Consider the following 22,634-nt stretch of genomic DNA (forward strand, 5'->3'; position numbering starts at 1 on the left):
ACCAGAGGGGTCTCGTAAGATCGAGGACCGACTTTCCCACCGCGTCGGTCGGTTCGTCGCAAGCGCCGACCGCCGCCGTGGAAAAGTCTCAGCGCCTCACACACGGAAATTCGGACACTCCCGCTGGGGTCCGCCTGCGGCTCACCACCAGCCTACGAACGCCCGCGCCTCGCCTTCCGTAGGCTGGCGGTGAGCGCCAGCGAACCCCAGCACCTCACCGCATCGTGACCGGAATCGTCACCGGCCCATCATTCACCAGGTGCACCTGCATGTCCGCCGCGAACTCCCCCGTCTGCACCACCGGATGCGCCGCCCGCGCCTTCTCCACGAAATACTCGTAGAGCCTGCGCCCCTCCTCCGGCGGCGCCGCGTTCGTGAAGCTCGGCCGGTTCCCGCCGCCCAGGTCCGCCGCGAGCGTGAACTGGCTCACCACCAGCAAGCCACCGCCGACATCCTGCACGCTGCGGTTCATCTTCCCCGCCTCGTCGCTGAAGATCCGCAGCTTCAGCAGCTTCGCCAGCAGCCGGTCCGCCTGCCCCTCGCCGTCGCCGCGCTCGGCGCACACCAGCACCAGCAGGCCTGGCCCGATCGCGCCGATCACCTTGCCCGCCACTTCCACGCGCGCCTCGCGCACCCGCTGCACCACGGCCAGCATCAGATCAGGTCCTCCTCGTCGCTCGTGTGCGCCTCCACGTCGCTGGGCAGCAGCTGGATCGTGGCGCGCAGGCCCGGCACGGCGCTCATGAGCGCCTGCTCCACCGCGGCGCGCACGGCGGCGGCGCGGCCGAGCGTCCAGTCGGCCGGCATGTGCATGTGCAGGTCCACGAAGCGCCGCTTGCCCGAGCGCCGCGTCGACACGTGGTCGAAGCGGATCGTGTGGTGCTGGAACTCCGCCAGCGTCTTCTCGATCTGGGCGATCACCTCCGGCTCCAGCGCCTCGTCCATCAGCCCGCCGGCGGACTTCCACATCAGGTGCACGCCTTCGCGCAGGATGTTGGCCGCCACCGCGATCGCCACCACCGGGTCCAGCCACAGCCAGCCGGTGGTGGCGACCAGCCCCACGCCCACCACGACGCCCGCCGAAGTCCAGACGTCGGTCAGCAGGTGGCGGCCGTCGCCCTCCAGCGCCATCGACCGGTGCGTGCGCGCGGACTGCAGCATCGCCCAGGCCAGCGCGCCGTTGATGGCGGAGCTGAGGACCGACAGCACTAGGCCGATGCCCAGCTGCTCCAGCGGCTGCGGGTTGCGCAGCCGCAGCAGCGCCGCCCACAGGATGCCGGCGGCGGCGATGATGATCATCAGCCCCTCGAAGCCCGAGGAGAAGTATTCGGCCTTGTGGTGGCCGTAGGGATGGTCGGCGTCGGCCGGGCGCAGCGCGATCTTCACCATCAGCAGCGCGAAGGCGGCGCTCGCCAGGTTGACGAGCGACTCCATCGCGTCCGACAGCAGGCCGACCGAGTCGGTCAGCCACCAGGCGAGCGTCTTCAGGGCGATCGTGACCACCGCCACCGCGATGGACCAGCGCAGCAGGACCTGCGGGGGGATGCGTTGCGCGGCGGCGGCCAGGGACATGCGGCGATTGTGCGGCAGCCGCCGCGCAAGCTCAGTGGGGCCCGCTGGGATAGATCATGAGCGCCGGTTCGGCCTGCGCCAGCGCGAAGAAATCGCGGTCGTTGTGCACCAGCAGGGCCCCGTGCTCCAGGGCGATCGCCGCGATCAGGCAGTCGTTGGGCTTGCGCACCGTCAGGCCGGCACTGCGCGCGCGCCGGTACAGGATGGCGGCGATCTCGTACGTGGACCATTCCCGCGGCTCGAGGAGCAGCATGGCCGAGAGCATCTCCCGGAGCTGCTCGAAGCCGCGCTCGCTGCGCGCGCCCTGCAGCACTTCCTGGTAGACGATGCCGGTGACCGCGATCTCTTCCCGGTCCTCGTGCATGTCCACGTAGCGGGTGGCCTGCGTTTCGGCCCCGCGCGAGCGGTCGATCCAGACCGAAGAGTCGAGCAGCAGCATCAGCGCTTCCGCTTCTTCGAAGGCGGTTGCTCCGGCGGCGGCACGGGAACCCGGTACGAAGCCCGCGGCTGCTCGACGCGGTACTTGCCTGCTTCCTCCGGGGTTTCGGCCTTCGGGTCGTAGGCCGGATCGATGTCGCCGATGCCCTGGAAGTCCCGGAACCGGGGGCGGCGGGCGCGGGCCACCATCTCGCGCAGGGCGCGGTCGACCACCTCGCGCTTGGTGCGCGCGCCAGACACCTTCATCGCGTCGGCGACGAGGTTTTCGTCGATGTCGATGTTGGTGATCATGGGGCGTATTGTACATGGCACATACAAATACGCCACACCACCTATCCGACCGTCACCCGCGCGAACTTCCGCTTCCCGACCTGCACGACGTACGTCCCCGCGCCGAGCTTGAGGCCCTTGTCGCCGACCGTGGACGAATCCACCCGCACGCCGCCGCCCTCGATCAGACGGTTGGCTTCCGAGGTGGAAGGCGCCAGCCCCGCCTGCTTCAGCAGCTGCGCGATCCCGAGCGGCGCGCCGGAGAGCGTCACCTCCGGGATCTCGTCCGGGATGCCGCCCTTGCTGCGGTTCACGAAGTCCTGCTCCGCCGCTTCCGCCGCGGCGGCGCTGTGGAAGCGCGCCGTGATCTCCTTGGCCAGCAGCACCTTGGCGTCGCGCGGGTTGCGTCCGCCCGCGACTTCGGCCTTGAGCTTCTCGATCTCGGCGGCGCTGCGGAAGCTCAGGAGCGTGTACCAGCGCCACATCAGCGTGTCCGAGATCGACATCACCTTGGCGAACATGGTGTTCGGCTCCTCGGTGACGCCGATGTAGTTGTTCTTGCTCTTGGACATCTTCTCGACGCCGTCGAGGCCTTCCAGCAGCGGCATGGTCAGGATGCACTGCGGCTCCTGCCCGTACTCCGCCTGCAGGTGGCGGCCCATGAGCAGGTTGAACTTCTGGTCCGTGCCCCCGAGCTCCAGGTCCGCCTTCAGCGCCACGGAGTCGTAGCCCTGCATCAGCGGGTAGAGGAATTCGTGGATGGAGATCGGCCGGCCTTCGCTGAAGCGCTTGTGGAAGTCGTCGCGCTCCATCATCCGCGCCACGGTGTACTTCGCGGCCAGCTGGATCATGCCGCGCGCCCCCAGCGGGTCGCTCCACTCGCTGTTGTAGCGAAGCTCGGTGCGCGCCGGGTCCAGGATCTTGTCGGCCTGGGCGCGGTAGGTCTCGGCGTTGGCCTTGATCTGTTCGGCCGTGAGCGGCGGCCGGGTCGTGTTGCGCCCCGAGGGGTCGCCGATCATCGAGGTGAAGTCGCCGATCAGGAAGATCACCTGGTGGCCCAGGTCCTGCAGCTGGCGCATCTTGTTCAGCACCACGGTGTGGCCGATGTGGATGTCCGGCGCCGTGGGGTCCAGCCCCAGCTTGATGCGCAAGGGCACGCCCGTCGCCTCCGACCGCGCGAGCTTCGCCTGCCAGTCCTCCTGCGGGATCAGTTCCTCCGCGCCCCGCAGGCTCACGGCCAGCGCTTCCCGCACCCGCTCGGTGACCGGGAATTTTTTTGTAACAACGTCTTGATTCATAAGGGGTTTTGCAGGGGAACTTCCGGCTGGGCTGGCTATACTCCGGCTCGTTTTCCCGCTGGATTCTAGTTCCGGCCCTTTTTTCGACCCTGCCGCCATCGGCGCGCGCCGCGCCAGTGTGCAGGGGACCACCTGATCGAGCCGTAGGACAAGAGCCTACGCCGCAGGCAAAGGACAAGAATTGAAGCAAACTTGGATGAGCCTGGGGGAGCAGCTTGTCGCGCGCACGACGGATGTGCTGCAGAAGCATCCCCGCCGGGTGACGGCCGCCGTCGCAGCCCTGATGATCACCACCGGCGGCGGCGCCTTCGCCGTCGCCTCCCTCGGTCCGGACCCGTCCGCCCTGCCGGTGCGGGAGATCCTGGAATCCGTCCAGCCCCTGCCCATCGAACAGCAGGCCGACGCGCTCGACGCCCACCATTTCAGCCTGTTCACGGCCGAGGCGGTGCGTTCCAGCGACACCGCGGAATCCCTGCTCGGCCGCCTGGGCATCAACGACCCGGCCGCCGCCGCCTTCCTGCGCCAGGACCCGCAGGCGCGCCGCCAGGTGCTGGGCATCGCCGGCCGCACGGTCAGCGCCGAGGCGAGCGATTCCCGCAACCTCCTGCGCCTGTCGGTGCGCTGGGCGGTGGACGACAAGAGCTTCCAGCGCCTGGTCGTCGAGCGCCAGCCCTCCGGCCAGTTCGCCAGCCGCATCGAGACGGCGCCCCTGGTCGCCTCGCTGCGCGTGGGCAGCGGCACGATCCGCAGCTCGCTGTTCGCGGCCGTGGACGAGGCGGGCCTGCCGGACGCCGTGACCAACCAGATGGTCGACATCTATTCCGGCGAGATCGACTTCCACCGCCAGCTGCGCGTGGGCGACCGCTTCGCCGTGGTGTACGAGACGCTGGAGGCCGACGGCGAGCCGATGCGCACCGGCCGCGTGGTTTCCGCGCAGTTCATCAACGCCGGCCGCACGCTCGAAGCCCTGTGGTTCACGCCGCCCGGCGAACGCCCCGGCTACTACGACTTCGAAGGCCACAGCCTCGAGCGCGCCTTCCTCGCCTCGCCGATGGAGATCACCCGCATCACCAGCGGCTTCTCCATGCGCTTCCACCCGATCCTGCACAAGTGGCGCGCCCACAAGGGCGTGGACTACGGCGCGCCCACCGGCACGCCGGTGCGCACGGTGGGTGACGGCAAGGTGGAATTCGCCGGCCAGCAGAACGGCTTCGGCAACGTCATCTACATCGACCACGGCAAGGGCGACACCACGCTCTATGCGCACCTGAGCCGCATCTACGTGCACAAGGGCCAGGTGGTCGAGCGCGGCGAGCGCATCGGCGCGGTGGGCTCCACCGGCTGGGCGACCGGCCCGCACCTGCACTTCGAGTTCCACGAGAAGGGCGTCCAGCGCGACCCGATCGAGGTCGCCAAGCGCCAGGCGCCGCGCGCCGAGCTGACCGCCCAGGCCCGTGTCCAGTTCGACCAGCTGGCGCGCAGCATGCGCACCCAGCTGGCCGTGGCCGCGACGGCCAACATGGTCGCCACCGCGCGCTGAGCCTTCCCGGGGCGCTAGGATGCGCCCCATGCAGGATCTCTTCATCGGCCTGATGTCGGGCACCTCGATGGACGGGGTGGACGGCGTCGTCGCCGACTTCTCCTCGGGCGTGCGGGTCCTGCAGCACGCCAGCGCGCCCTTCCCCGATGCCCTGCGCGCCGAACTGATGGCGCTCAACGCCTCCGGCCCGGACGAACTGCACCGCGCCTGGCTGGCTGGCAATGCCTTGATGCGCGTCTACGCGGAGGTCGTGGGCCGGCTGCTGGCGCAGTCCGGCTGCCCGGCCGCGCAGGTCGCGGCGATCGGCGCCCACGGCCAGACCGTGCGCCACCGCCCGCAACTCTTCGACGGCACCGGCTACACCATCCAGCTCGCCCAGCCCGCCCTGCTGGCGGAGCTCACGGGCATCCGCGTGGTGGCCGACTTCCGCAGCCGCGACGTCGCCGCGGGCGGCCAGGGCGCCCCGCTCGCGCCCTTCTTCCACCAGGCCGTCTTCGCGCGGCCCGGCGAGACCGTGGGCGTGCTGAACATCGGCGGCATCTCCAACGTCACCCTGCTGCGGGCCGACGGCGCCATGCAGGGCTTCGACTGCGGCCCCGGGAACGCGCTGATGGACGCCTGGTGCGCCGAGCACACCGGCCAGCCCTACGACGACGACGGCCGGTGGGCCGCCGGCGGGCGCGTGCTGCCGGACCTGCTGGCTTCGCTGCTCGCCGAGCCCTATTTCGACCAGCCCCCGCCCAAGAGCACGGGCCGCGACCTGTTCAACCGGCCGTGGCTGGCCGCCCACCTGCAGGGCTTCGCCGGCGCCGCCCCGCGGGACGTGCAGGCGACGCTCACGGAGCTCACGGCGCGGGCCTGCGCCGGCGACGTCACCCGCCATGCGCCCGGCCTGCAGCGGCTGATCGTCTGTGGCGGCGGCGCCCTCAACGGCCACCTCATGCGGCGCCTGCAGGCGCTGTCGCCCGGCGCCCGGGTCCTTTCGAGCGCCGACGCGGGACTGCCGCCGCTGCAGGTGGAGGCGGCCGCCTTCGCCTGGCTGGCCATGAAGTGCCTGCGCAACGAAAAGCTGGACCTGGAAAGCACCACGGGCGCCAGAGGCGCCCGTGTGCTGGGGGGAATCTACCCGGCTTAATGGTCGGCCGGCGAGAAGCTCGAGCCGCAGCCGCAGGTGGTCTGCGCGTTCGGGTTCTTGATGACGAACTGGGCGCCCTGCAGGTCTTCCTTGTAGTCGATCTCGGCGCCCACCAGGTACTGGAAGCTCATCGCGTCGATCAGCAGCTGCACCCCGTTCTTGGTCATGACGGTATCGTCCTCGTTGGCGATCTCGTCGAAGGTGAAGCCGTACTGGAACCCCGAGCAGCCCCCACCCTGCACGAACACGCGCAGCTTCAGGTCGGGGTTGCCCTCTTCCGCGATCAGGTCGGCGACCTTGGCCGCGGCGCTGTCCGTGAACAGCAGCGGGGCGGGCATTTCGGCGGTAACGTTCTCGGCAACAGCGCTCATGGGCTCTCTTTCGTCAGGTGCGGCATCATCATATTACGCGGGCCCCGGGGGGCCCGTCGATCAGGCGCTCTTTGCTGCCAGCTTGAGTAAGGGCTTTTCCTCCTCGCCGGCGGCGGAGGCGACCAGCGGCCGCAACTGTCCGCAGATGGTGGCGCCCTGGTGCATCTCAAGCGCGACATAGGACACGTCGCCCTCGATCCGGGCCTTGGGCTGCAGCTCCAGCAGCTCGCGGGCGTGGACGGGGCCGCGCACGGTGCCGTTGATGATCACGTGGTCGGCCTCGATGGCGCCCTGGACCACCGAGGCCTCGGAGATCACCAGCATGCTGCCGGAGTCCTCCGCCATGGCCTGGATGTCCCCGAAGACCTCCCCGTCGACCCGCAGGCCCTCGGTGAACTTCATGTTGCCCTCGATGCGCGTGCCCTGGGCGATCAGGCTCTTGATGGGCGGCTGGGTTTTCTTGCCAAACATGGGATGCTCCTCAACGACTTCACTGACAACGACTCTTCTACAAGGCCTGGGTCACCACGGCATTCTGGACGGCGCGGTTGACCGTGCCCTCCATCACGCGGGCCGAGACATTCTTCACGACAACCTGCGGCGGCAGGACCACCAGTCCTTCGAGCCGGCGGTATTGGCGGAATTGCAACGGTTGGGGCCCGTTGGGCAGGGTCATGGCCCAGGGCTTGCCGTCGCGGGTGCCGGAAAAGCTCACTTCCAGCTTGCCCTTGAATTCGGGAGCGTTCTTCACCGGCTGCATCACCAGCACCTGCCACTTCAGCTGGGCACCGCCCAGCACTTCGGCCTGCAGGCCGCGGATGGCGACGGCTTCGGTGCCGTTGGCGGCGGTGAGCTTCTCGAAGAAGCCGAGGTCCTCGCGCAGGGCGCGGTTCTCGCTTTCGAGCGTGCGGATCTGCTGCGCCAGCCGCTCCTGCGCGGCGCGCTCCACCGTTATGGCGCTGCCGGAGGTGTTCAGCACCGACTGGATGCGGTCGCGCTCGGCGCGCAAGGCGGCGACGTCCTCGCGCAGGCGCAGCAGTTCCTCGCGCGCCCCGCTGTCGACACCGGCGATTTCCTTGCCGCGTTCGAAGGCCCAGAGGCTGATGGCGCCGCAGAAACCCAGGACCAGTGCGGCGGCGGCCCATTGCAGGGGCCAGGGCATGGCGCTGCGCACCTTCATCCGGGGCGCGGTGACGGTGAGCCTCCGCCTGATCAGCTTCCAACGACGCATGGATGAGGATGCTGCCCAAACCGCGGCGCCGGGGCAAGTGCCTTGTTGTGCGGCTTTGTGTCGGACGGAGCCTTGTGGCTGGGTGACGGGCATGAAAAAGCCCGGCGGAGCCGGGCTTTTCCTTGGCAGCAGCGGGCGCTCAGCGCTTGCTGAACTGCTTGCGGCGGCGGGCGGAGTGCAGGCCGACCTTCTTGCGTTCCACTTCGCGGGCGTCGCGGGTGACGAAGCCGGCGGCGGACAGCTGGGGCTTCAGGGCCGCGTCGTAGTCGATCAGGGCGCGCGTGATGCCGTGGCGCACCGCGCCGGCCTGGCCGGATTCGCCACCGCCGTGCACGTTGCACTGGATGTCGAACGCTTCCACGTTGCCGGTCAGCACCAGCGGCTGCTTGGCGATCATGATCGAGGTCTCGCGGCCGAAGAACTCCTGGATGTCCTTGCCGTTGACCGTGATCTTGCCGGAGCCCTTCTTCAGGAAGACCCGGGCCACGCTCGACTTGCGACGGCCGGTGCCGTTGTTCCATTCACCGATCATGCTCGGATCTCCAGGGGCTTCGGTTGCTGGGCGGAGTGCGGGTGCTCGGCGCCCCCGTAGACCTTCAGCTTCTTGATCATCGCGTAGCCCAGCGGGCCCTTGGGCAGCATGCCCTTCACGGCCTTCTCGAGCGCGCGGCCGGGGTGCTTGGCCTGCATTTCCTTGAAGGTCTGGGCGCGGATGCCGCCCGGGTAGCCGGTGTGCCGGTAGTAGACCTTGTCGGTCTCCTTGGCGCCGGTGACACGCAGCTTGGATGCGTTGATGACGACGATGAAGTCGCCGGTGTCGACGTGAGGCGTGTAGATGGCCTTGTGCTTGCCGCGCAGTCGGAGGGCAGCTTCGCTGGCTACCCGGCCGAGCACCTTGTCGGTGGCGTCAATCACAAACCACTCGTGCTTCACGTCAGCGGGCTTGGCGCTGACAGTGGTGGTCATAAGACTCTCGAGTTAGGTTTGGCGGGCCCTTTTCCACGGTCGGTGTCCCTCTGGCGGGGACCTCTTAGGTGGTGAAGAAAGCTTCCGTCGCGGGACCCAATTGCGCTACGGAACCCGGCATTATAGCGGGTGGAGCTGGGGTTCGCTGCGCTCACCGCCAGCCTACGGGTTGGATGGGCGCCGTTCATGTAGGCTGGCGGTGAGCGCCAGCGAACCCCAGCTACGATCCGCCCCCTATGTTCAGCTACCGCCACGGCTTCCATGCCGGCAACCACGCCGACGTCCTCAAGCACATGGTGCTGGTCGCGGTCCTGAAGCACCTGGTGGCCAAGCCCACCGCGATCACGGTGGTCGACACCCATGCCGGGGCCGGCCTTTACCGTCTGGACAGCGATTTTGCCGGGACCTCGGGCGAGGCGCAGGACGGCATCCTCAAGCTCCTGGCCAGCCCGCTGGCCGCCGAGCCGCCGCCGCTGCTGGCCGACTACCTGGAGTTGCTGGCCAGCTTCAACCCCTCCGGCCGCACGAAGATCTACCCCGGCTCGCCCTTCGTCACGCAGGCCCTGCTGAGGCCCGACGCCAAGGACAAGCTCTGGCTGTTCGAGCTGCACCCCACCGACAGCAAGGCGCTCTCCGGCCACGTCGACCAGCTTCCCAACAAGCGGCAGGTCGTGCAGAAGCGCGAGGACGGCTTCGAGGGCCTGCGGGCGCTGCTGCCGCCGCCTTCGCGCCGCGGGCTGGTCCTGATCGATCCCAGCTACGAGATCAAGAGCGACTACGCCCGCGTGCCGGCGTGCATCCAGGAATCGCTGAAGAAGTTCGCCACCGGCACCTACATGGTCTGGTACCCGGTGATCCCGCGGCCCGAGGCGCACGAACTGCCACGCCGACTGAAGACCCTCGCGAACCAGGCCGGCAAGCCCTGGCTGCACGCCACGCTGAACATCGGCCAGTCGCCGGCCAAGGCGCCCACGCACACGCCCGGCGAAGCGCCGCCCCGCCCGGGGCTCACGGCCAGCGGCGTGTTCCTGGTGAATCCACCGCACACGCTCAAGGCGGCTCTGCAGGAGACCTTGCCGCCGCTGCTCGAAGTGCTGGGCCGCGGCAAGGGCCAGGCGCAGTTCGTCGAAGCCGGAGGGTAGTTGGCGGTCGTAGGCTGGCGGTGAGCGCCAGCGAACCCCAGCTCACTTCCTCCCCAGCACCATCGTCCAGTAAGTCCCCCACTCCGTCCCCGGCTGCGCCACGCAGGCCACCGCGACATCCACGAACTTCGGATCCATCAGGTTCTCGCAGTGGTCCGGGCTGTTCAGCCAGCCCTGCACCGCCTCCGCGATGCTGCGGTCCCCGCCGGCGAGGTTCTCCCCCACGCTCTTCCACCGGTAGTGGCTGGCCGAGACCCGCTGGCTCACCTCCCGCCCTTCCGGGCTGCGGTGCTCGAAGTAGTTGCGGCGCGCCATGTCCTGCGAGTGCCCTTCGGCGGCCGACTGCAGCTGCGCGTCCCAGCGCAGGGGCGGCGCCGGCGGCATGCTGCGCGCGCCGCAGCGGTGGCCCGCCGCCCGCGCGGCATTGATGCGCTGCAAGGCCTCCTCGCTGCGCATGCCGCAGCTGGCCACGGGCCCCGCGCCCATGGACTGCGTGTCCGGCGCGCCGGCGAGCGGCGACGGGCTCTCGGCCGCGTGGCGATGCCCCAGGGGCGGCGGCGTGGTGACGTCCCGCTCGCCGCAGGCGGACAGCAGGGCCAGCGAGAACGCGGCGGCCGCCCAGGGCGCCGCGCGGAAGGAGGAGGCGTGCATGGCCGCAGGTTGCCACGGCCGCGCACAGCCATTGTGTAGGTTGGCAACGCATGGCGGGGGCGCCGACACAAAGCCGCGCCGGAGATACATTCGGCCGCGCCGCCGCCCTTCCAGCGGCCAGAATCCGGTCATGGAAGCGATCGCAACGCAGGTGCCCCTCGCGGGCGTGCTCGGCGGACGCTGGGAGCTGCAGCCCCTGGGGGCCAGCGCCTTCTGCGACACCTGGCTGGCGCGCGACGGGCGCACGAAACTGTTCGTCAAGAGTGCCGGCCACGGCGGCGCCGGCATGCTGCGCGCCGAAGCCGACGGGCTGCGCGCGCTCGCCGCCACGGGCACCATCCGCGTGCCGGCCGTGGACGCGCTGCGCGACCTGCCCGGCGGCGGCGCCGTGCTGGTGCTGGAATGGCTGGACTTCGCCCGCCCCGACGCGGACTTCGGCCGGCGCTTCGGCCGCGCGCTGGCCGCGCTGCACGCGCAGCCCTGCCCGCTGGAGCCGCCCTCCTTCGGCTGGCGCGCCGACAACTACATCGGCGCCACGCCCCAGCGCAACACGCCGCTGCAGCCCGCCACCCGCGCCGGCTGGCTGGCCTTCTACGGGCGCTCGCGGCTGTGCTGCATGCGCGACCGGCTCGCGCCTTCGGCCTCGGCGCTGCGCGAGGCGGTGGATGCCGTGGTGGAGGCGCTGCCGGTGCTGCTGGCCGACGCGCCGGCGCCGCGCCCGGCGCTGATCCACGGCGACCTCTGGCAGGGCAACTGGGACATGCTGGCCGACGGCTCCCCGGTGATCTTCGATCCGGCCGTGTCCTGCTCGGCGCCGGAGGCGGAGATCGCGATGATGGAGCTGTTCGGCAGCGCGCCGGCCGGCTTCCGCGCCGGCTACGAGGAAGCGGGCGGCCACTGGCCGGCGCCGCAGCGCATGCGCCTGTACCAGCTGTACCACCTGCTCAACCACGTGGTGCTGTTCGGCGGCGGCTATGCCACGCAGGCCCTGCGGGTCGCGCGGTCGCTGGCCTGACGCGGCCGGCGCCCGTGGTTTGCGGCATCATTGGACGGCAAGGAGACCGCATGGAGCACCCCGATCCCGAAACCCCGGCCGCCACGGCCGAACCCCGCAACGCCTTCCTGGAAGAGAAGGCCTTCAAGTCCCGCACGGTCCTGCTGTTCGGCGCGATCACCGACGGCTCCGCCAGCGAGATCGCCCGCCGCCTGATCGCGCTGGACGCCGATTCCATCGCCCCCATCGACATGCTGGTGAGCTCGCCCGGCGGCCACCTGGAGTCGGGCGACGCCATCCACGACATCATCCGCTTCATCGCCGCGCCGGTGAACATGATCGGCACCGGCTGGGTGGGCAGCGCCGCGACGCACCTGTACCTGTCGGTGCCCAAGGAGCGGCGCTTCTGCACGCCCAACACGCGCTTCCTGATCCACCAGCCGTCCGGCGGCGCCGGCGGGCCGGCGAGCGACATCGCCATCCACGCGCAGGAGATCATCAAGGCCCGCGAGCGGGTGGCGCGCACGATCGCCCGCGAGACCGGCCGCCCCTACGACAGCGTGCTGGAAGACATCGAACGCGACCGCTGGCTGTCGGCCGAGGAAGCGATCGACTACGGCCTGGTGGGCCGCATCATCCAGAGCAAGAGCGACATCAAGCGCTGAACGCGCGGCACAAGGCGAGGACCGCCGGCGCCTGGTTCATCGTGTAGAAGTGCAGCCCCGGCGCGCCCCCGCGCGCCAGGCGGTGGCACAGGTCCGCGACCACGTCGTGGCCGAAGGCCTTGATCGAGGCCGCGTCGTCGCCGAAGCTCTGCAGGCGCAGCCGGACCCAGCGCGGCACCTCGGCACCGCAGCTGTCGGAGAAGCGCAGCAGCTGGCTCGAGTTGGTGATGGGCATGATGCCCGGCACGATCGGCACGTCCACCCCCTGCCTGCGCGCCTCGTCGACGAAGCGGAAGTAGGAGTCCGCGTTGTAGAAGTACTGCGTGATCGCCGAATCGGCGCCCGCGCGCACCTTGCGCACGAAGGCGTCCAGGTCGGACTGCGGCGACTTCGCCTGCGGGTGGACCTCGGGATAGCAGGCCACCTCGATGCGGAAGGCGTCGCCGGTCTCCTCGCGGATGAAGGCGACCAGCTCGCTCGCGTACTGGAACTCGCCGCCCATGCCGTAGCCGCTGGGCAGGTCCCCGCGCAGCGCGACGAGGCGCTTCACGCCCATGGACTTCAGCTGCGCCAGCTGGTCGCGCACCCGCGAGCGCGTGGCGCCGATGCAGGAGAAGTGGGACGCCGCGTCCACGCCCTCGGCGAGGATCTCGCCGACGGTGGCGAAGGTGCCGGCATGGGTCGAGCCGCCGGCGCCATAGGTGACGGAACAGAACTCCGGTTTCAGCGCATAGAGCTGCTGGCGCGCCGCGCGCAGCTTCTCGCTGCCTTCCGGGGTTTTCGGGGGGAAGAATTCCAGGCTGATGGGAAGCATCAGTGGCTCCTCGGCTGTGCATGGATGAAGAATTCGCGGTTGCCGTCGCCGCCCGCGATGGGGCTGTCGAACCAGCCGGTGACAGCCAGCCCGAGCGGCGCGCAGCAATCGCGCAGCCGCTGCTCCACCTGCCGGTGGAGCGCGGGGTCGCGCACGAGGCCGCCCTTGCCGACCTGCGCCGGCTGCAGTTCGAACTGCGGCTTGGCGAGCATCAGCAGGTGCCCGCCCGGCTTCAGCAGCGGGACGAGCGCGGGCAGCACGAGCGTGAGCGAGATGAAGGAGAGGTCGCCAGTCACCAGGTCGAAGTCGCCACCGACCTGCTGCGCCGTGAGTTCACGGGCGTTCAGCTTCTCGATGGCGATGACGCGCGGATCGCGCCGCAGCCTCTCGTGCAGCTGCCCGTGGCCGACGTCCACGCCCGTCACGCGCGCGGCGCCGTGCTGCAGCAGGCAATCGGTGAAGCCGCCGGTGGACTGGCCCACGTCGAGGCAGGTCCAGCCGGTGACATCGAGCCCGGCCGCGCGCAGGGCGCCTTCCAGCTTCAGCCCGCCGCGCGAGACGTAGCGCGACTCGGCCGCGTCCAGCAGTTCCAGCGGGGCGGCTTGCGGCAGCTCGTCGCCGTTCTTGGCGACACGCTTCCAGGCCGCGCCGTCGAACCACTGCACGCCAGCCGCGATGAGGCGCTGCGCCTGCGAGCGGGAGGCGGCAAGGCCGCGTTCGACGAGCAATTGGTCGGCACGCATGGCGTAGGCCTGTCAGGAATGTTATCATCCCGGGCTTGACCCGGGATCCACCGTGGCGAGGCGCCGCCGTGGATTGCGGCTCAGGGCCGCAATGACATGGTCCCCGTCAATACCGATACGTGTCGGGCTTGTACGGACCGGCCTTGTCCACCCCGATGTACGCCGCCTGCGCGTCCGTCAATTCCGTCAGCTGCGCGCCCAGCTTCGAAAGCTGCAGCCGCGCGACCTTCTCGTCCAGCAGCTTGGGCAGCACGTAGACCTGGCCCACTTCGTAGTCGCCGGGCTTCGTGAACAGCTCGATCTGCGCCAGCGTCTGGTTGGCGAAGGACGAGGACATCACGTAGCTCGGGTGGCCGGTGCCGCAGCCCAGGTTCACCAGGCGGCCCTTGGCCAGCAGGATGATGCGCTTGCCGTCCGGGAAGATGATGTGGTCGACCTGCGGCTTGATCTCCTCCCACTGGTACTTCTCGAGCGACGCGACGTCGATCTCGTTGTCGAAGTGGCCGATGTTGCAGACGATCGCCTGGTCCTTCATCTTCACCATGTGCTCGTGGCGGATCACGTCGCGGTTGCCCGTCGTGGTCACGAAGATGTCGGCCTTGTCGGCCGCGTACTCCATGGTCACCACGCGGTAGCCTTCCATGGCGGCCTGCAGCGCGTTGATCGGGTCGATCTCCGTCACCCACACCTGCGCCGACAGCGCGCGCAGCGCCTGCGCCGAGCCCTTGCCCACGTCGCCGTAGCCGGCCACCAGGGCCACCTTGCCGGCGACCATCACGTCGGTCGCGCGCTTGATGCCGTCGACCAGCGACTCGCGGCAGCCGTAGAGGTTGTCGAACTTGCTCTTGGTGACCGAGTCGTTGACGTTGATCGCGCGGAACTTCAGCAGGCCCTTCCTGGCCATGTCCTGCAGGCGGTGCACGCCGGTGGTGGTCTCCTCGGTCACGCCGATGATCTGCGCCGACTTGCGGCTGTACCAGGTCGGGTCCTCGGCCAGCTTCTTGCGGATGGCCGCGTGCAGGATGCGCTCTTCCTCGGAGGAGTGCGTGTCGATCAGGGAGATGTCCTTCTCGCAGCGCTGCCCCAGGTGCATCAGCAGCGTCGCGTCGCCGCCGTCGTCCAGGATCATGTTGGGGCCCTCGCCCTCGCTGCCCTTGGGGCCGAAGTCGAAGATGCGGTGCGTGTAGTCCCAGTACTCCTCCAGCGACTCGCCCTTCTTGGCGAACACGGGCGTGCCGCCCGCGGCGATGGCGGCGGCGGCGTGGTCCTGGGTGGAGAAGATGTTGCAGGAGGCCCAGCGGACCTGGGCGCCGAGCGCCTGCAGCGTCTCGATCAGCACGGCCGTCTGGATCGTCATGTGCAGGCTGCCGGTGATGCGGGCGCCCTTCAGCGGCTGGCTCTTCGCGAACTCCTCGCGGATCGCCATGAGGCCGGGCATCTCGGTCTCGGCAATGCGGATTTCCTTGCGGCCCCAGTCGGCGAGCGACAGGTCGGTGATGGCGCAGTCCTGGGCGGGGACGGGCTTGAGAACGGCGTTCATGGTGGCTCCGGGATCTGATGGTGGATGGCCCACGCTCGCCGGAGGTCTCACCGCACGGACAGCGTGGGTGAGCGTCGTTGCAATGGATTGCCGAGCCTCGCGTCCTGGGCGGACGCTGCAACGCTCCTCGGTTGGGGCGAATTATAGCGATTGCCCCCCGCGCGCTCCTCCCCGGGCGCCGTCATGCCGAGCTCTCCCGGTGAGAAAAAATACAGCTCGTACCGTCAGCTGTCGCTGGGGCTGGAGCCGGCAGCACTGTACCGTTTGCAGTAAACTTTCGGGCACGACTTCCCTGGTGGCTTCGGCTGCCAGGCGCACGGCCCCTCACGGGGCCGTTGCTTTTTGGGGCGGAGAAATGAACGAGAAGCGGCTCCGGACCATCGTCTACATCGACGGCTTCAACTTCTACTACGGGCTGCTCAAGGGTACCCCGTACAAGTGGCTCGATCTCCAGGTGCTGTTTCGCAGGGTGCTGAGCGAACGGAACCAGGTGGTCGCCATCAAGTACTTCACCGCCCGGGTGCAACCATCTCCAGCGAATCCCCGGGTCCACACACGGCAAGACACCTATCGGTGCTGGGGCTGATCACGCCCGGTGCACCTGTGCGCAAGACGTCCACGCAGTTGAAGCAGTACGCGGACTTCGTCCGGCCGATTCGCCTCGCTGCATTGCAGGAGAGTCAGCTCCCCTCGCCCGTTCCCGGCACAAGGATCACCAAGCCGGCGAGTTGGTGAAGGCTGGTGACGGAAGAGAAGCCCGCAAGAGGTTCCACGCCCATCTCTGGCCCCGGCAGGTTTTCGACCCGCTCCGCTTCGCCGTTGGTGCTCTCGCCGCCCCACGGCGCGCCCGGGAACCGTTACAAACGCGCATGGCCGCCGCCGGACCCCCCACGCCCCCCATCGAGCCCATGCTCGCAAAGATCGCCGATGCGCTGCCCACCGAGGCCGGCTTCCTGTTCGAGCCCAAGTGGGACGGCTTCCGCGCCCTCGTCTTCCGCGGCGCCGAGCAGACCTACCTGCAAAGCCGCGACCTGCGGCCGCTCAACCGCTACTTCCCGGAGCTGGAGAAGGCCCTGCACGAGGCGCTGCCGAAAGGCTGCGTGCTCGATGGCGAGATCGTCGTCGCCACGCCCTCGGGCCTGGACTTCGACGCGCTGCAGATGCGCCTGCATCCCGCCGCGTCGCGCGTGGCGAAGCTCTCCAAGGAGACGCCCGCCAGCTTCGTCGCCTTCGACCTGCTGGCCGCGGGCGGCAAGTCGACCATGGCGCTGACGCAGGGCGAGCGGCGAACGCGGCTGGAGCGGCTGCTCGGGCAGGCCAAGCCGCCGCTGCACCTGACGCCCGTCACGCGCGACCGCGCCGAGGCGGAGAAATGGCTGCAGGAGTTCGAGGGCGCCGGACTCGACGGCGTGATCGCCAAGCTGGAGTCCGCGACCTACCAGCCGGGCAAGCGGGCGATGCTCAAGATCAAGCACGTGCGCAGCGCCGACTGCGTGGTCGCCGGCTTCCGCTGGTACAAGGACCGCGACGACGCCGTCGGCTCGCTGCTGCTGGGCCTCTACGACGACGGCGGCGTGCTGCAGCACGTCGGCGTGACCTCGTCCTTCACGATGGCGATGCGGCAGGAGCTGGCGAAGGAGCTGGAGCCGCTGCGCAAGGGCGCGCTGGAGAACCACCCCTGGCGCGAATGGGCCGGCGCCAGCGTCGGCGATGCGCAGCGCATGCCCGGCGCGCAGAGCCGCTGGAGCGGCGGCAAGGACCTGAGCTGGGAGCCGCTGCGGCCCGAGCGCGTCTGCGAGGTCAAGTACGACCACCTGCAGGGCAACCGCTTCCGCCACGCCGCCGTGTTCCTGCGCTGGCGTCCCGACAAGCCGCCCCAGGACTGCCGCTACGACCAGCTGGAGGTGACGACCCCGTTCGAGCTGGCGAAGGTGTTCGGGGCCTGAAGCGGAAAAAGGGGCCGAAGCCCCTTGTTGCCGGTCCTGCGCTCAGTCGACGTTCTTCCTGCCCTTGTTGTCCTTGTCGTGGCCCTTGGCCTTGCCCTTGCCGTGCTTGCCCGGGCCGTCCGCATTGATCTGGCTGGCGACGGAGCCGGCGCTGATCGCGGCGTTGCCGCCGGCGCCTGCGCCCGCAGCGGCAACGCCGCCGAGGGTCGTGGTCGTGCTGCCGGACCCGCTGGCGCCTGCCGTGGTGTTGCTCGTCGTGGCGGTGTTCTGCGTGGCCGACGTGGTCTGGTTGGTCGTCCCGCTCGGGCTGATGACGACGTTGCTGTGCGGCAGCGCCCTGAACGTGGCATCCGTGTCCACCGACGTGCTGGCCGTGGGAGCCACCGACTGGGCGGCGGTGGTGCTGGTGGTGCTGCCGGCCGTGCCGGTCGTGCTACCGCTGTCGCCCACCTGGGTGTTGCTCGTCGTCGCGGTGTTCTGCGTGGCCGACGTGGTCTGGTTGGTCGTGCCGCTGGGGCTGATGGTCACGGTGCTGTGCGGCAGGGCCCGGAAGGTCGCGTCGGTGTCGACCGAGGTGCTCGCACTGGGGGCCACCGACTGGGTGGACAGCGTGCTGGTGCCGCTCGTGGCCGTGTTGCCGGTTTGCGCCAGGACCGAGCCGCCGGAGACGGCGAAGACTGCAGCAGCGATGAGGCCGAGTTTGGATTTGTTCATGGGTCATGCTCCTAGGTTGGATGACCAATGTTTGGGGGCCTGCGCGGCCGGAGGTGTCGGTTGCGGGACGGAACGGTCGACGGCCTTTTCCTACGGGCCCACCCGTGCCTCATCCGACACTCCGGGTCGGATCCGGCCTCTGATCAGGGCACCGGGTGGTCCGCCAGCGGCGGCGCGATGTCCTCCAGCGAGCGGCGTTCCGCGGCGACGGCCCAGCGCCAGGCGATGGCCGCGGCGATCACCACCAGCACCGCGCCGAGCAGGTAGCCGGCGAACACGTTCGCGCGGCTGCCGCTCGCGATCAGCGCGCCGAACAGCGCCGGCGCCGCAAAGCCGCCGACGCCGGTGCCGACCGCGTAGAAGATCGAGATCGCCAGCGCCCGCATCTCCAGCGGGAACACCTCGCTCACGGTCAGGTACGCGGAACTGGCGGCCGCCGAGGCGAGGAAGAACACGGCCGACCAGCACAGCGTCATCGTCGTTGCGTCCAGCCACCCCTGCACGAAGCCCACGCCGGTGAGCGCGAGCGTCACGCCCGAGAGCGCATAGGTCGCGGCGATCATCTGCCGCCGTCCCCAGTGGTCGAACAGCGGGCCCAGCAGCAGCGGCCCGAGGAAGTTGCCCAGCGCGAAGGGCAGGATGAACAGCCCCACCTGCTCCGCCGCCACGCCGTAGAAGCGCGTGAGCACCAGCGCGTAGGTGAAGAAGATCGCGTTGTAGAAGAAGGCCTGGGAGATCATCAGCGCCAGCACGACGGCGCTGCGCTTGGGGTAGCGGCGCAGCAGCACGTGCGCGACCTCGCGCATCGTCGGCACGTGCGGGCGCCGGAAGCCGGGCCGCGCGGCGCAGGCCGGCTCCGGCAGCGCGCCGTGCTGTGCCTCCACGCGCGCCTCGATGGCGGCCACGATGCGCTCCGCCTCTTCGGCGCGGCCGTGCGCCACCAGCCAGCGCGGGCTCTCGGGCACGTGGCGGCGCACGACCAGGATGGCCAGGGCCAGCACGGCGCCGAGCAGGAAACCGGCGCGCCACCCCAGCTCCGGCCCGAGGACCTGCGCGTCCAGCAGCACCAGGCTCAGCAGCGCGCCGAGCGCCGCGCCGACCCAGAAGCTGCCGTTGATGGCCAGGCTGACGCGGCCGCGCACGCGCGCCGGGATCAGTTCGTCGATGGCGGAATTGATCGCCGCGTACTCGCCGCCGATGCCGATCCCGGTGAGGAAGCGGCACAGCGCGAAGCTGGTGAAGCCGACCGACAGGGCCGTGGCCACCGTCGCCACCATGTAGACGGCGAGCGTCAGCAGGAACAGGCGCTTGCGCCCCAGCCGGTCGGCGAGGCGGCCGAAGAACAGCGCGCCCAGCACGGCGCCGCCGACGTAGAGCGAACCGGTCCAGCCGACCTGGGTGGCCGTGAGCCCCAGCGTATCGGGACGTTCCAGCACGCTGGCGACGGAGCCGACGATGGTGACTTCCAGGCCGTCCAGGATCCAGGCGATGCCCAGCGCGAGCACGACGCGCCAGTGCCAGGCGGACCAGGGCAGCCGGTCCAGGCGCGCGGGGATGTCGCCGCGCGGGGCCGCTTGTTGTTCCTGCATCGGGGGATGATACGAACCCCGCTGTCCGCTATTTCGGCTTCTCGCCCTTCGGCCGCAACCGCGCCGGCACGTGCTCCAGGTTGATGCGCACGCGGTACCACAGCGACGAACTCCCCCGCATGCGGTCCACCAGCACGTCGGCGGGTTCGAGGTGCGCCGCGGCCTTCGGGTGCTTCGCCTTCCACGCTTCCGCCGCCGCGACCGCCTCGGCTTCGCGGTCGGCGCGCGCCACCTCGATCAGCGGCTTCTTCTGGCGCGCCGCCGTCGAGGGCGGCGCCCGCCTCGGCTCGCCTGCCGCCTTGCGGTAGTGCGGCGGCCAGGGCGCATCGCCCTGCCCTTCGGCTTCCTGCCGGCGCGACAGCTCCAGCAGCGGCTCCAGCGAACAGGGGTGCGCATCGATGCCCGCGTGCGGGTCGCCGATCTTCCGGAAGCGCTTGGGCATCGTGTGCAGCGTGAAGTCCGCCGGATCGCAGGCGTCCAGCTCCTTCCAGCTGACCGGCGCCGACACCCGCGCATCGGGCTTCGGCCGCACCGAGTAGGCGGACGTCACGGTGCGGTCCTTCGCGTTCTGGTTGTAGTCCACGAAGACGCCGCGCCGCTCCTCCTTCCACCAGCGGCTCGTGGCCAGGCCGGGTGCGCGCCGCTCGACCTCGCGCGCGAGCGCCAGCGCGGCGCGCCGCACCTCGTCGAAGCCCCACTTCGGCTGGATCCGCACCAGCACGTGGATCCCGCGCGAGCCCGAAGTCTTGGGCCAGCCCTTCAGGCCCAGTTCGGCCAGGACCTCGTGGACCATGCCCGCCACCTGCACGATCTGCGGCCATTCCACGCCGGGCACCGGGTCCAGGTCCACGCGAAGCTCGTCCGGATGCTCCAGGTCCTCCGCCCGCACCGGATGCGGATGCAGTTCCAGGCAGGCCAGGTTGGCCATCCAGGCCAGGTCGGCCGGATGGCGCGGCACGACCTCCTCGGCGCTGCGCCCGGACGGGAAGCGGATCTCCGCCACCTCCAGCCAGTGCGGACGCTTCGCGGGCGCCCGCTTCTGGAAGAAGAACTCGTCGTCGACACCATTGGGGTAGCGCACCAGCACGCAGGGCCGGCCGCCCGCGCCGCGCAGCGCCCCCTCGGCGACGGCCAGGTAATAGTTCACGAGGTCGAGCTTGGTCACGCCCGCCGCCGGAACCAGCAGCTTGCCGGGATGGGTGATCACGACCTCGCGGCCGCCAATCTCCAGCGTCGTCTCGTCCTTTGCCGTGGCCATGCCACCCACGCTACACCGCCGTGGGACAATACGAGGTCAGACACGGCCGTGACGCAGCGCGGCCGTTTCCTATTGGAGCTCTCCTTGTCCGCCTCGCCACTGGCCGCCGAAACGAAGCGCCGCCGCACCTTCGCCATCATTTCCCACCCGGACGCCGGCAAGACCACGCTGACGGAAAAGCTGCTGCTGTTCTCCGGCGCGATCCAGATCGCCGGCGCCGTGAAGGGCCGCAAGGCCTCGCGCCACGCCACCAGCGACTGGATGGAGATCGAGAAGCAGCGCGGCATCTCGGTCGCCTCGTCCGTGATGCAGATGCTCTACCGCGACCACGTGGTGAACCTGCTCGACACGCCCGGCCACAAGGACTTCTCGGAAGACACCTACCGCGTGCTCACGGCCGTGGACGCGGCCCTGATGGTGATCGACGCGGCCAACGGCGTGGAAGCGCAGACGCGGCGGCTGATCGAGGTCTGCCGCCAGCGCGACACGCCCATCATCACCTTCGTCAACAAGATGGACCGCGAGGTGCGCGAGCCGCTGGACATCCTGGACGAGGTGGAGCGCGAGCTGGGCATGCCCTGCGTGCCGATGACCTGGCCGGTGGGCAAGGGCAAGAGCTTCGGCGGGATCATGAACCTGCGCACGCAGGCCATGACGGTGTTCGAGTCGGGCAGCGAGCGCCGCCCGCAGGACTTCGACACCATCCCGCTGGCGGACGCGGAAGAACTGCGCAAGCGCTTCGGCGGCGAGTACGAAGCCGCCGCCGAGAGCATGGAACTGGCCGCCGGCGCCTCGCCGAGCTGGGACCACGCCGCCTTCCTGGCCGCGAAGCAGACACCCGTGTTCTTCGGCTCGGCCGTCAACAACTTCGGCGTCATGGAAGTGCTGGACGCGCTGGTCGACCTGGCGCCCTCGCCGCAGCCGCGCACCAGCCACGTGATCGTCAACCGCCAGACGCAGGAGAAGATCGTGAAGCCGGAAGACCCGGCCTTCTCCGGCGTGGTGTTCAAGGTGCAGGCCAACATGGATCCCTCGCACCGCGACCGCATCGCCTTCGTGCGCATGGCCTCGGGCAAGTACACGCCGGGCATGAAGCTGAAGGTGCAGCGCACCGGCAAGGAGCTGCGTCCGACCTCCGTCGTGACCTTCCTGTCGCAGCGGCGCGAGGCCGTGGACGAGGCCTACGCCGGCGACATCATCGGCTTCACCACCCACGGCGGCGTGCAGCTGGGCGACACCATCACCGACGGCAGCGTGAACCTGCAGTACACCGGGCTGCCCTTCTTCGCGCCCGAGCTGTTCCAGGTGGTGGTGCTCAGGAACCCGCTGCGCACCAAGCAGCTGCAGCAAGGCCTGGAGCAGCTGGGCGAGGAAGGCGCGATCCAGGTGTTCCGGCCCGAGATCGGCGGCCCCATGCTGCTGGGCGCGGTCGGCCAGCTGCAGTTCGAGGTGGTGCAGCACCGCCTGAAGACCGAATACGACTGCGACGTGCGCCTGGAAGGCTGCCCCTACACGGGCGCGCGCTGGATCACGGCGGACACGCCGGCCGAGCTCAAGGCCTTCACGGACGCCTATCCGCAGCGGCTGGCGCTCGACGCGGCCGACGCGCTGGCCTTCCTGTGCACTTCGCCGTACGACGTGCGGCTGGCGCAGGAGCGCTTCCCGAAGATCCACTTCCACCTGCTGCGGGAGCATGCGGGGCTCGCGTTACAAAAAGCGGCCTGAGCCCCATGGCCGCGTGGGGCCCGGCAATAATC

24 protein-coding genes, 1 pseudogene and 1 riboswitch are annotated in these 22,634 nt (G+C 69.8%); of the genes and pseudogenes, 8 read left to right on the top strand and 17 right to left on the bottom strand.

Features of this window, described 5'->3' with window-relative positions:
- Positions 1–214 precede the first annotated feature (214 nt).
- Genes dtd through tyrS form a run of 5 tightly spaced genes read right to left on the bottom strand, consistent with a single transcriptional unit; the run spans position 215 to position 3,578 of the window.
- Positions 215–655, bottom strand: a complete 441-nt coding sequence (gene dtd / locus ACY0MJ_RS20170) for a D-aminoacyl-tRNA deacylase (protein WP_462640338.1) — start codon at positions 653–655, stop codon at positions 215–217.
- Entirely contained in the window at positions 655–1,572 is a 918-nt protein-coding gene (locus ACY0MJ_RS20175; protein WP_462640339.1) for a cation diffusion facilitator family transporter, read from the bottom strand. The genes dtd and ACY0MJ_RS20175 overlap by 1 nt, the downstream gene beginning before the upstream one ends.
- Positions 1,573–1,603: 31 nt before the next feature.
- A complete protein-coding gene (gene vapC / locus ACY0MJ_RS20180; protein ID WP_462640340.1) occupies positions 1,604–2,011 on the bottom strand; it encodes a type II toxin-antitoxin system VapC family toxin in 408 nt (135 codons plus the stop codon).
- Positions 2,011–2,301, bottom strand: coding sequence for a type II toxin-antitoxin system VapB family antitoxin (locus tag ACY0MJ_RS20185; RefSeq protein ID WP_462640341.1), 291 nt, complete (start codon positions 2,299–2,301; stop codon positions 2,011–2,013). The genes vapC and ACY0MJ_RS20185 overlap by 1 nt, the downstream gene beginning before the upstream one ends.
- Before the next feature lie 41 nt (positions 2,302–2,342).
- On the bottom strand, positions 2,343–3,578 hold the full coding sequence (gene tyrS / locus ACY0MJ_RS20190; RefSeq protein ID WP_462640342.1) for a tyrosine--tRNA ligase: 1,236 nt from the start codon (positions 3,576–3,578) through the stop codon (positions 2,343–2,345).
- Between the two features lie 196 nt (positions 3,579–3,774).
- On the opposite strand from tyrS, the gene ACY0MJ_RS20195 reads away from it, so the two are divergent.
- Positions 3,775–5,118, top strand: a complete 1,344-nt coding sequence (locus ACY0MJ_RS20195) for a peptidoglycan DD-metalloendopeptidase family protein (RefSeq protein ID WP_462640392.1) — start codon at positions 3,775–3,777, stop codon at positions 5,116–5,118.
- Between the two features lie 28 nt (positions 5,119–5,146).
- A complete protein-coding gene (locus tag ACY0MJ_RS20200; RefSeq protein ID WP_462640343.1) occupies positions 5,147–6,253 on the top strand; it encodes an anhydro-N-acetylmuramic acid kinase in 1,107 nt (368 codons plus the stop codon).
- Here the strand turns inward: ACY0MJ_RS20200 and erpA are convergent.
- The 5 genes from erpA to rplM all read right to left on the bottom strand — a co-directional run bounded on the left by erpA (position 6,250) and on the right by rplM (position 8,821).
- The gene (erpA, locus tag ACY0MJ_RS20205) at positions 6,250–6,624 is read right to left on the bottom strand and encodes an iron-sulfur cluster insertion protein ErpA (protein WP_462640344.1); all 375 of its coding nucleotides are present in this window, start codon (positions 6,622–6,624) and stop codon (positions 6,250–6,252) included. The genes ACY0MJ_RS20200 and erpA overlap by 4 nt on opposite strands.
- A gap of 60 nt (positions 6,625–6,684) precedes the next feature.
- Complete coding sequence (locus tag ACY0MJ_RS20210) at positions 6,685–7,095, bottom strand: bactofilin family protein (protein ID WP_462640345.1); 411 nt, start codon at positions 7,093–7,095, stop codon at positions 6,685–6,687.
- Positions 7,096–7,132: 37 nt separating this feature from the next.
- Complete coding sequence (locus ACY0MJ_RS20215) at positions 7,133–7,855, bottom strand: DUF6776 family protein (protein ID WP_462640346.1); 723 nt, start codon at positions 7,853–7,855, stop codon at positions 7,133–7,135.
- Positions 7,856–7,994: 139 nt separating this feature from the next.
- Complete coding sequence (gene rpsI, locus ACY0MJ_RS20220) at positions 7,995–8,387, bottom strand: 30S ribosomal protein S9 (protein ID WP_201166276.1); 393 nt, start codon at positions 8,385–8,387, stop codon at positions 7,995–7,997.
- The gene (gene rplM, locus ACY0MJ_RS20225) at positions 8,384–8,821 is read right to left on the bottom strand and encodes a 50S ribosomal protein L13 (RefSeq protein WP_462640347.1); all 438 of its coding nucleotides are present in this window, start codon (positions 8,819–8,821) and stop codon (positions 8,384–8,386) included. The genes rpsI and rplM overlap by 4 nt, the downstream gene beginning before the upstream one ends.
- Before the next feature lie 236 nt (positions 8,822–9,057).
- Between rplM and ACY0MJ_RS20230 the strand changes: the two genes are divergently transcribed.
- Positions 9,058–9,963, top strand: a complete 906-nt coding sequence (locus ACY0MJ_RS20230) for a 23S rRNA (adenine(2030)-N(6))-methyltransferase RlmJ (RefSeq protein WP_462640348.1) — start codon at positions 9,058–9,060, stop codon at positions 9,961–9,963.
- A 42-nt stretch (positions 9,964–10,005) separates the two neighbouring features.
- Here the strand turns inward: ACY0MJ_RS20230 and ACY0MJ_RS20235 are convergent, their stop codons facing one another.
- Positions 10,006–10,614 carry a CAP domain-containing protein gene (locus ACY0MJ_RS20235; RefSeq protein ID WP_462640349.1) on the bottom strand — a complete coding sequence of 203 codons (609 nt, stop codon included), beginning with the start codon at positions 10,612–10,614 and terminating at the stop codon, positions 10,006–10,008.
- Positions 10,615–10,744: 130 nt separating this feature from the next.
- Here ACY0MJ_RS20235 and ACY0MJ_RS20240 point away from each other — a divergent pair, with 130 nt between their 5' ends.
- Entirely contained in the window at positions 10,745–11,629 is an 885-nt protein-coding gene (locus ACY0MJ_RS20240) for a fructosamine kinase family protein (protein ID WP_462640350.1), read from the top strand.
- Between the two features lie 50 nt (positions 11,630–11,679).
- A complete protein-coding gene (locus ACY0MJ_RS20245; RefSeq protein WP_462640351.1) occupies positions 11,680–12,273 on the top strand; it encodes an ATP-dependent Clp protease proteolytic subunit in 594 nt (197 codons plus the stop codon).
- Here the strand turns inward: ACY0MJ_RS20245 and metF are convergent.
- The 3 genes from metF to ahcY all read right to left on the bottom strand — a co-directional run bounded on the left by metF (position 12,263) and on the right by ahcY (position 15,370).
- The gene (gene metF / locus ACY0MJ_RS20250) at positions 12,263–13,090 is read right to left on the bottom strand and encodes a methylenetetrahydrofolate reductase [NAD(P)H] (protein WP_462640393.1); all 828 of its coding nucleotides are present in this window, start codon (positions 13,088–13,090) and stop codon (positions 12,263–12,265) included. The two genes, ACY0MJ_RS20245 and metF, sit on opposite strands and share 11 nt — an antisense overlap.
- A complete protein-coding gene (locus ACY0MJ_RS20255; protein WP_462640352.1) occupies positions 13,087–13,830 on the bottom strand; it encodes a TlyA family RNA methyltransferase in 744 nt (247 codons plus the stop codon). Before ACY0MJ_RS20255 ends, metF begins: the two co-directional genes overlap by 4 nt.
- Positions 13,831–13,936: 106 nt before the next feature.
- Positions 13,937–15,370 (bottom strand): adenosylhomocysteinase, encoded by a 1,434-nt coding sequence (gene ahcY / locus ACY0MJ_RS20260; protein WP_462640353.1) that lies wholly within the window; start codon positions 15,368–15,370, stop codon positions 13,937–13,939.
- Between the two features lie 62 nt (positions 15,371–15,432).
- Positions 15,433–15,505: riboswitch (S-adenosyl-L-homocysteine riboswitch) on the bottom strand.
- Between the two features lie 220 nt (positions 15,506–15,725).
- Here ahcY and ACY0MJ_RS20265 point away from each other — a divergent pair.
- Together ACY0MJ_RS20265 and ACY0MJ_RS20270 are read left to right on the top strand one after the other, a co-directional pair.
- Positions 15,726–15,834: pseudogene (locus ACY0MJ_RS20265) on the top strand (6-hydroxy-3-succinoylpyridine hydroxylase); the annotation flags it as partial.
- 405 nt (positions 15,835–16,239) lie between these two features.
- Positions 16,240–17,316 (top strand): ATP-dependent DNA ligase, encoded by a 1,077-nt coding sequence (locus ACY0MJ_RS20270; RefSeq protein WP_462640354.1) that lies wholly within the window; start codon positions 16,240–16,242, stop codon positions 17,314–17,316.
- A gap of 42 nt (positions 17,317–17,358) precedes the next feature.
- On the opposite strand, the gene ACY0MJ_RS20275 is transcribed toward ACY0MJ_RS20270, so the two are convergent.
- The 3 genes from ACY0MJ_RS20275 to ligD form a co-directional block, all read right to left on the bottom strand.
- Positions 17,359–18,030, bottom strand: coding sequence for a hypothetical protein (locus tag ACY0MJ_RS20275; protein ID WP_462640355.1), 672 nt, complete (start codon positions 18,028–18,030; stop codon positions 17,359–17,361).
- 143 nt (positions 18,031–18,173) lie between these two features.
- Positions 18,174–19,619 carry an MFS transporter gene (locus ACY0MJ_RS20280; RefSeq protein WP_462640356.1) on the bottom strand — a complete coding sequence of 482 codons (1,446 nt, stop codon included), beginning with the start codon at positions 19,617–19,619 and terminating at the stop codon, positions 18,174–18,176.
- Positions 19,620–19,647: 28 nt separating this feature from the next.
- Positions 19,648–20,877 (bottom strand): non-homologous end-joining DNA ligase, encoded by a 1,230-nt coding sequence (ligD, locus tag ACY0MJ_RS20285; RefSeq protein WP_462640357.1) that lies wholly within the window; start codon positions 20,875–20,877, stop codon positions 19,648–19,650.
- Positions 20,878–20,961: 84 nt separating this feature from the next.
- Here ligD and ACY0MJ_RS20290 point away from each other — a divergent pair, with 84 nt between their 5' ends.
- Entirely contained in the window at positions 20,962–22,602 is a 1,641-nt protein-coding gene (locus ACY0MJ_RS20290; protein ID WP_462640358.1) for a peptide chain release factor 3, read from the top strand.
- Positions 22,603–22,634: the final 32 nt, after the last annotated feature.

The sequence above is a fragment of the Ramlibacter sp. bp-362 genome (assembly GCF_054956735.1).

Coding starts and splice junctions, on each gene's coding strand:
- dtd (WP_462640338.1), bottom strand. CDS start 655: ATGCTGGCCGTGGTGCAGCGGGTGCGCGAGGCGCGCGTGGAAGTGGCG.
- ACY0MJ_RS20175 (WP_462640339.1), bottom strand. CDS start 1,572: ATGTCCCTGGCCGCCGCCGCGCAACGCATCCCCCCGCAGGTCCTGCTG.
- vapC (WP_462640340.1), bottom strand. CDS start 2,011: ATGCTGCTGCTCGACTCTTCGGTCTGGATCGACCGCTCGCGCGGGGCC.
- ACY0MJ_RS20185 (WP_462640341.1), bottom strand. CDS start 2,301: ATGATCACCAACATCGACATCGACGAAAACCTCGTCGCCGACGCGATG.
- tyrS (WP_462640342.1), bottom strand. CDS start 3,578: ATGAATCAAGACGTTGTTACAAAAAAATTCCCGGTCACCGAGCGGGTG.
- ACY0MJ_RS20195 (WP_462640392.1), top strand. CDS start 3,775: ATGAGCCTGGGGGAGCAGCTTGTCGCGCGCACGACGGATGTGCTGCAG.
- ACY0MJ_RS20200 (WP_462640343.1), top strand. CDS start 5,147: ATGCAGGATCTCTTCATCGGCCTGATGTCGGGCACCTCGATGGACGGG.
- erpA (WP_462640344.1), bottom strand. CDS start 6,624: ATGAGCGCTGTTGCCGAGAACGTTACCGCCGAAATGCCCGCCCCGCTG.
- ACY0MJ_RS20210 (WP_462640345.1), bottom strand. CDS start 7,095: ATGTTTGGCAAGAAAACCCAGCCGCCCATCAAGAGCCTGATCGCCCAG.
- ACY0MJ_RS20215 (WP_462640346.1), bottom strand. CDS start 7,855: ATGCGTCGTTGGAAGCTGATCAGGCGGAGGCTCACCGTCACCGCGCCC.
- rpsI (WP_201166276.1), bottom strand. CDS start 8,387: ATGATCGGTGAATGGAACAACGGCACCGGCCGTCGCAAGTCGAGCGTG.
- rplM (WP_462640347.1), bottom strand. CDS start 8,821: ATGACCACCACTGTCAGCGCCAAGCCCGCTGACGTGAAGCACGAGTGG.
- ACY0MJ_RS20230 (WP_462640348.1), top strand. CDS start 9,058: ATGTTCAGCTACCGCCACGGCTTCCATGCCGGCAACCACGCCGACGTC.
- ACY0MJ_RS20235 (WP_462640349.1), bottom strand. CDS start 10,614: ATGCACGCCTCCTCCTTCCGCGCGGCGCCCTGGGCGGCCGCCGCGTTC.
- ACY0MJ_RS20240 (WP_462640350.1), top strand. CDS start 10,745: ATGGAAGCGATCGCAACGCAGGTGCCCCTCGCGGGCGTGCTCGGCGGA.
- ACY0MJ_RS20245 (WP_462640351.1), top strand. CDS start 11,680: ATGGAGCACCCCGATCCCGAAACCCCGGCCGCCACGGCCGAACCCCGC.
- ACY0MJ_RS20255 (WP_462640352.1), bottom strand. CDS start 13,830: ATGCGTGCCGACCAATTGCTCGTCGAACGCGGCCTTGCCGCCTCCCGC.
- ahcY (WP_462640353.1), bottom strand. CDS start 15,370: ATGAACGCCGTTCTCAAGCCCGTCCCCGCCCAGGACTGCGCCATCACC.
- ACY0MJ_RS20270 (WP_462640354.1), top strand. CDS start 16,240: ATGGCCGCCGCCGGACCCCCCACGCCCCCCATCGAGCCCATGCTCGCA.
- ACY0MJ_RS20275 (WP_462640355.1), bottom strand. CDS start 18,030: ATGAACAAATCCAAACTCGGCCTCATCGCTGCTGCAGTCTTCGCCGTC.
- ACY0MJ_RS20280 (WP_462640356.1), bottom strand. CDS start 19,619: ATGCAGGAACAACAAGCGGCCCCGCGCGGCGACATCCCCGCGCGCCTG.
- ligD (WP_462640357.1), bottom strand. CDS start 20,877: ATGGCCACGGCAAAGGACGAGACGACGCTGGAGATTGGCGGCCGCGAG.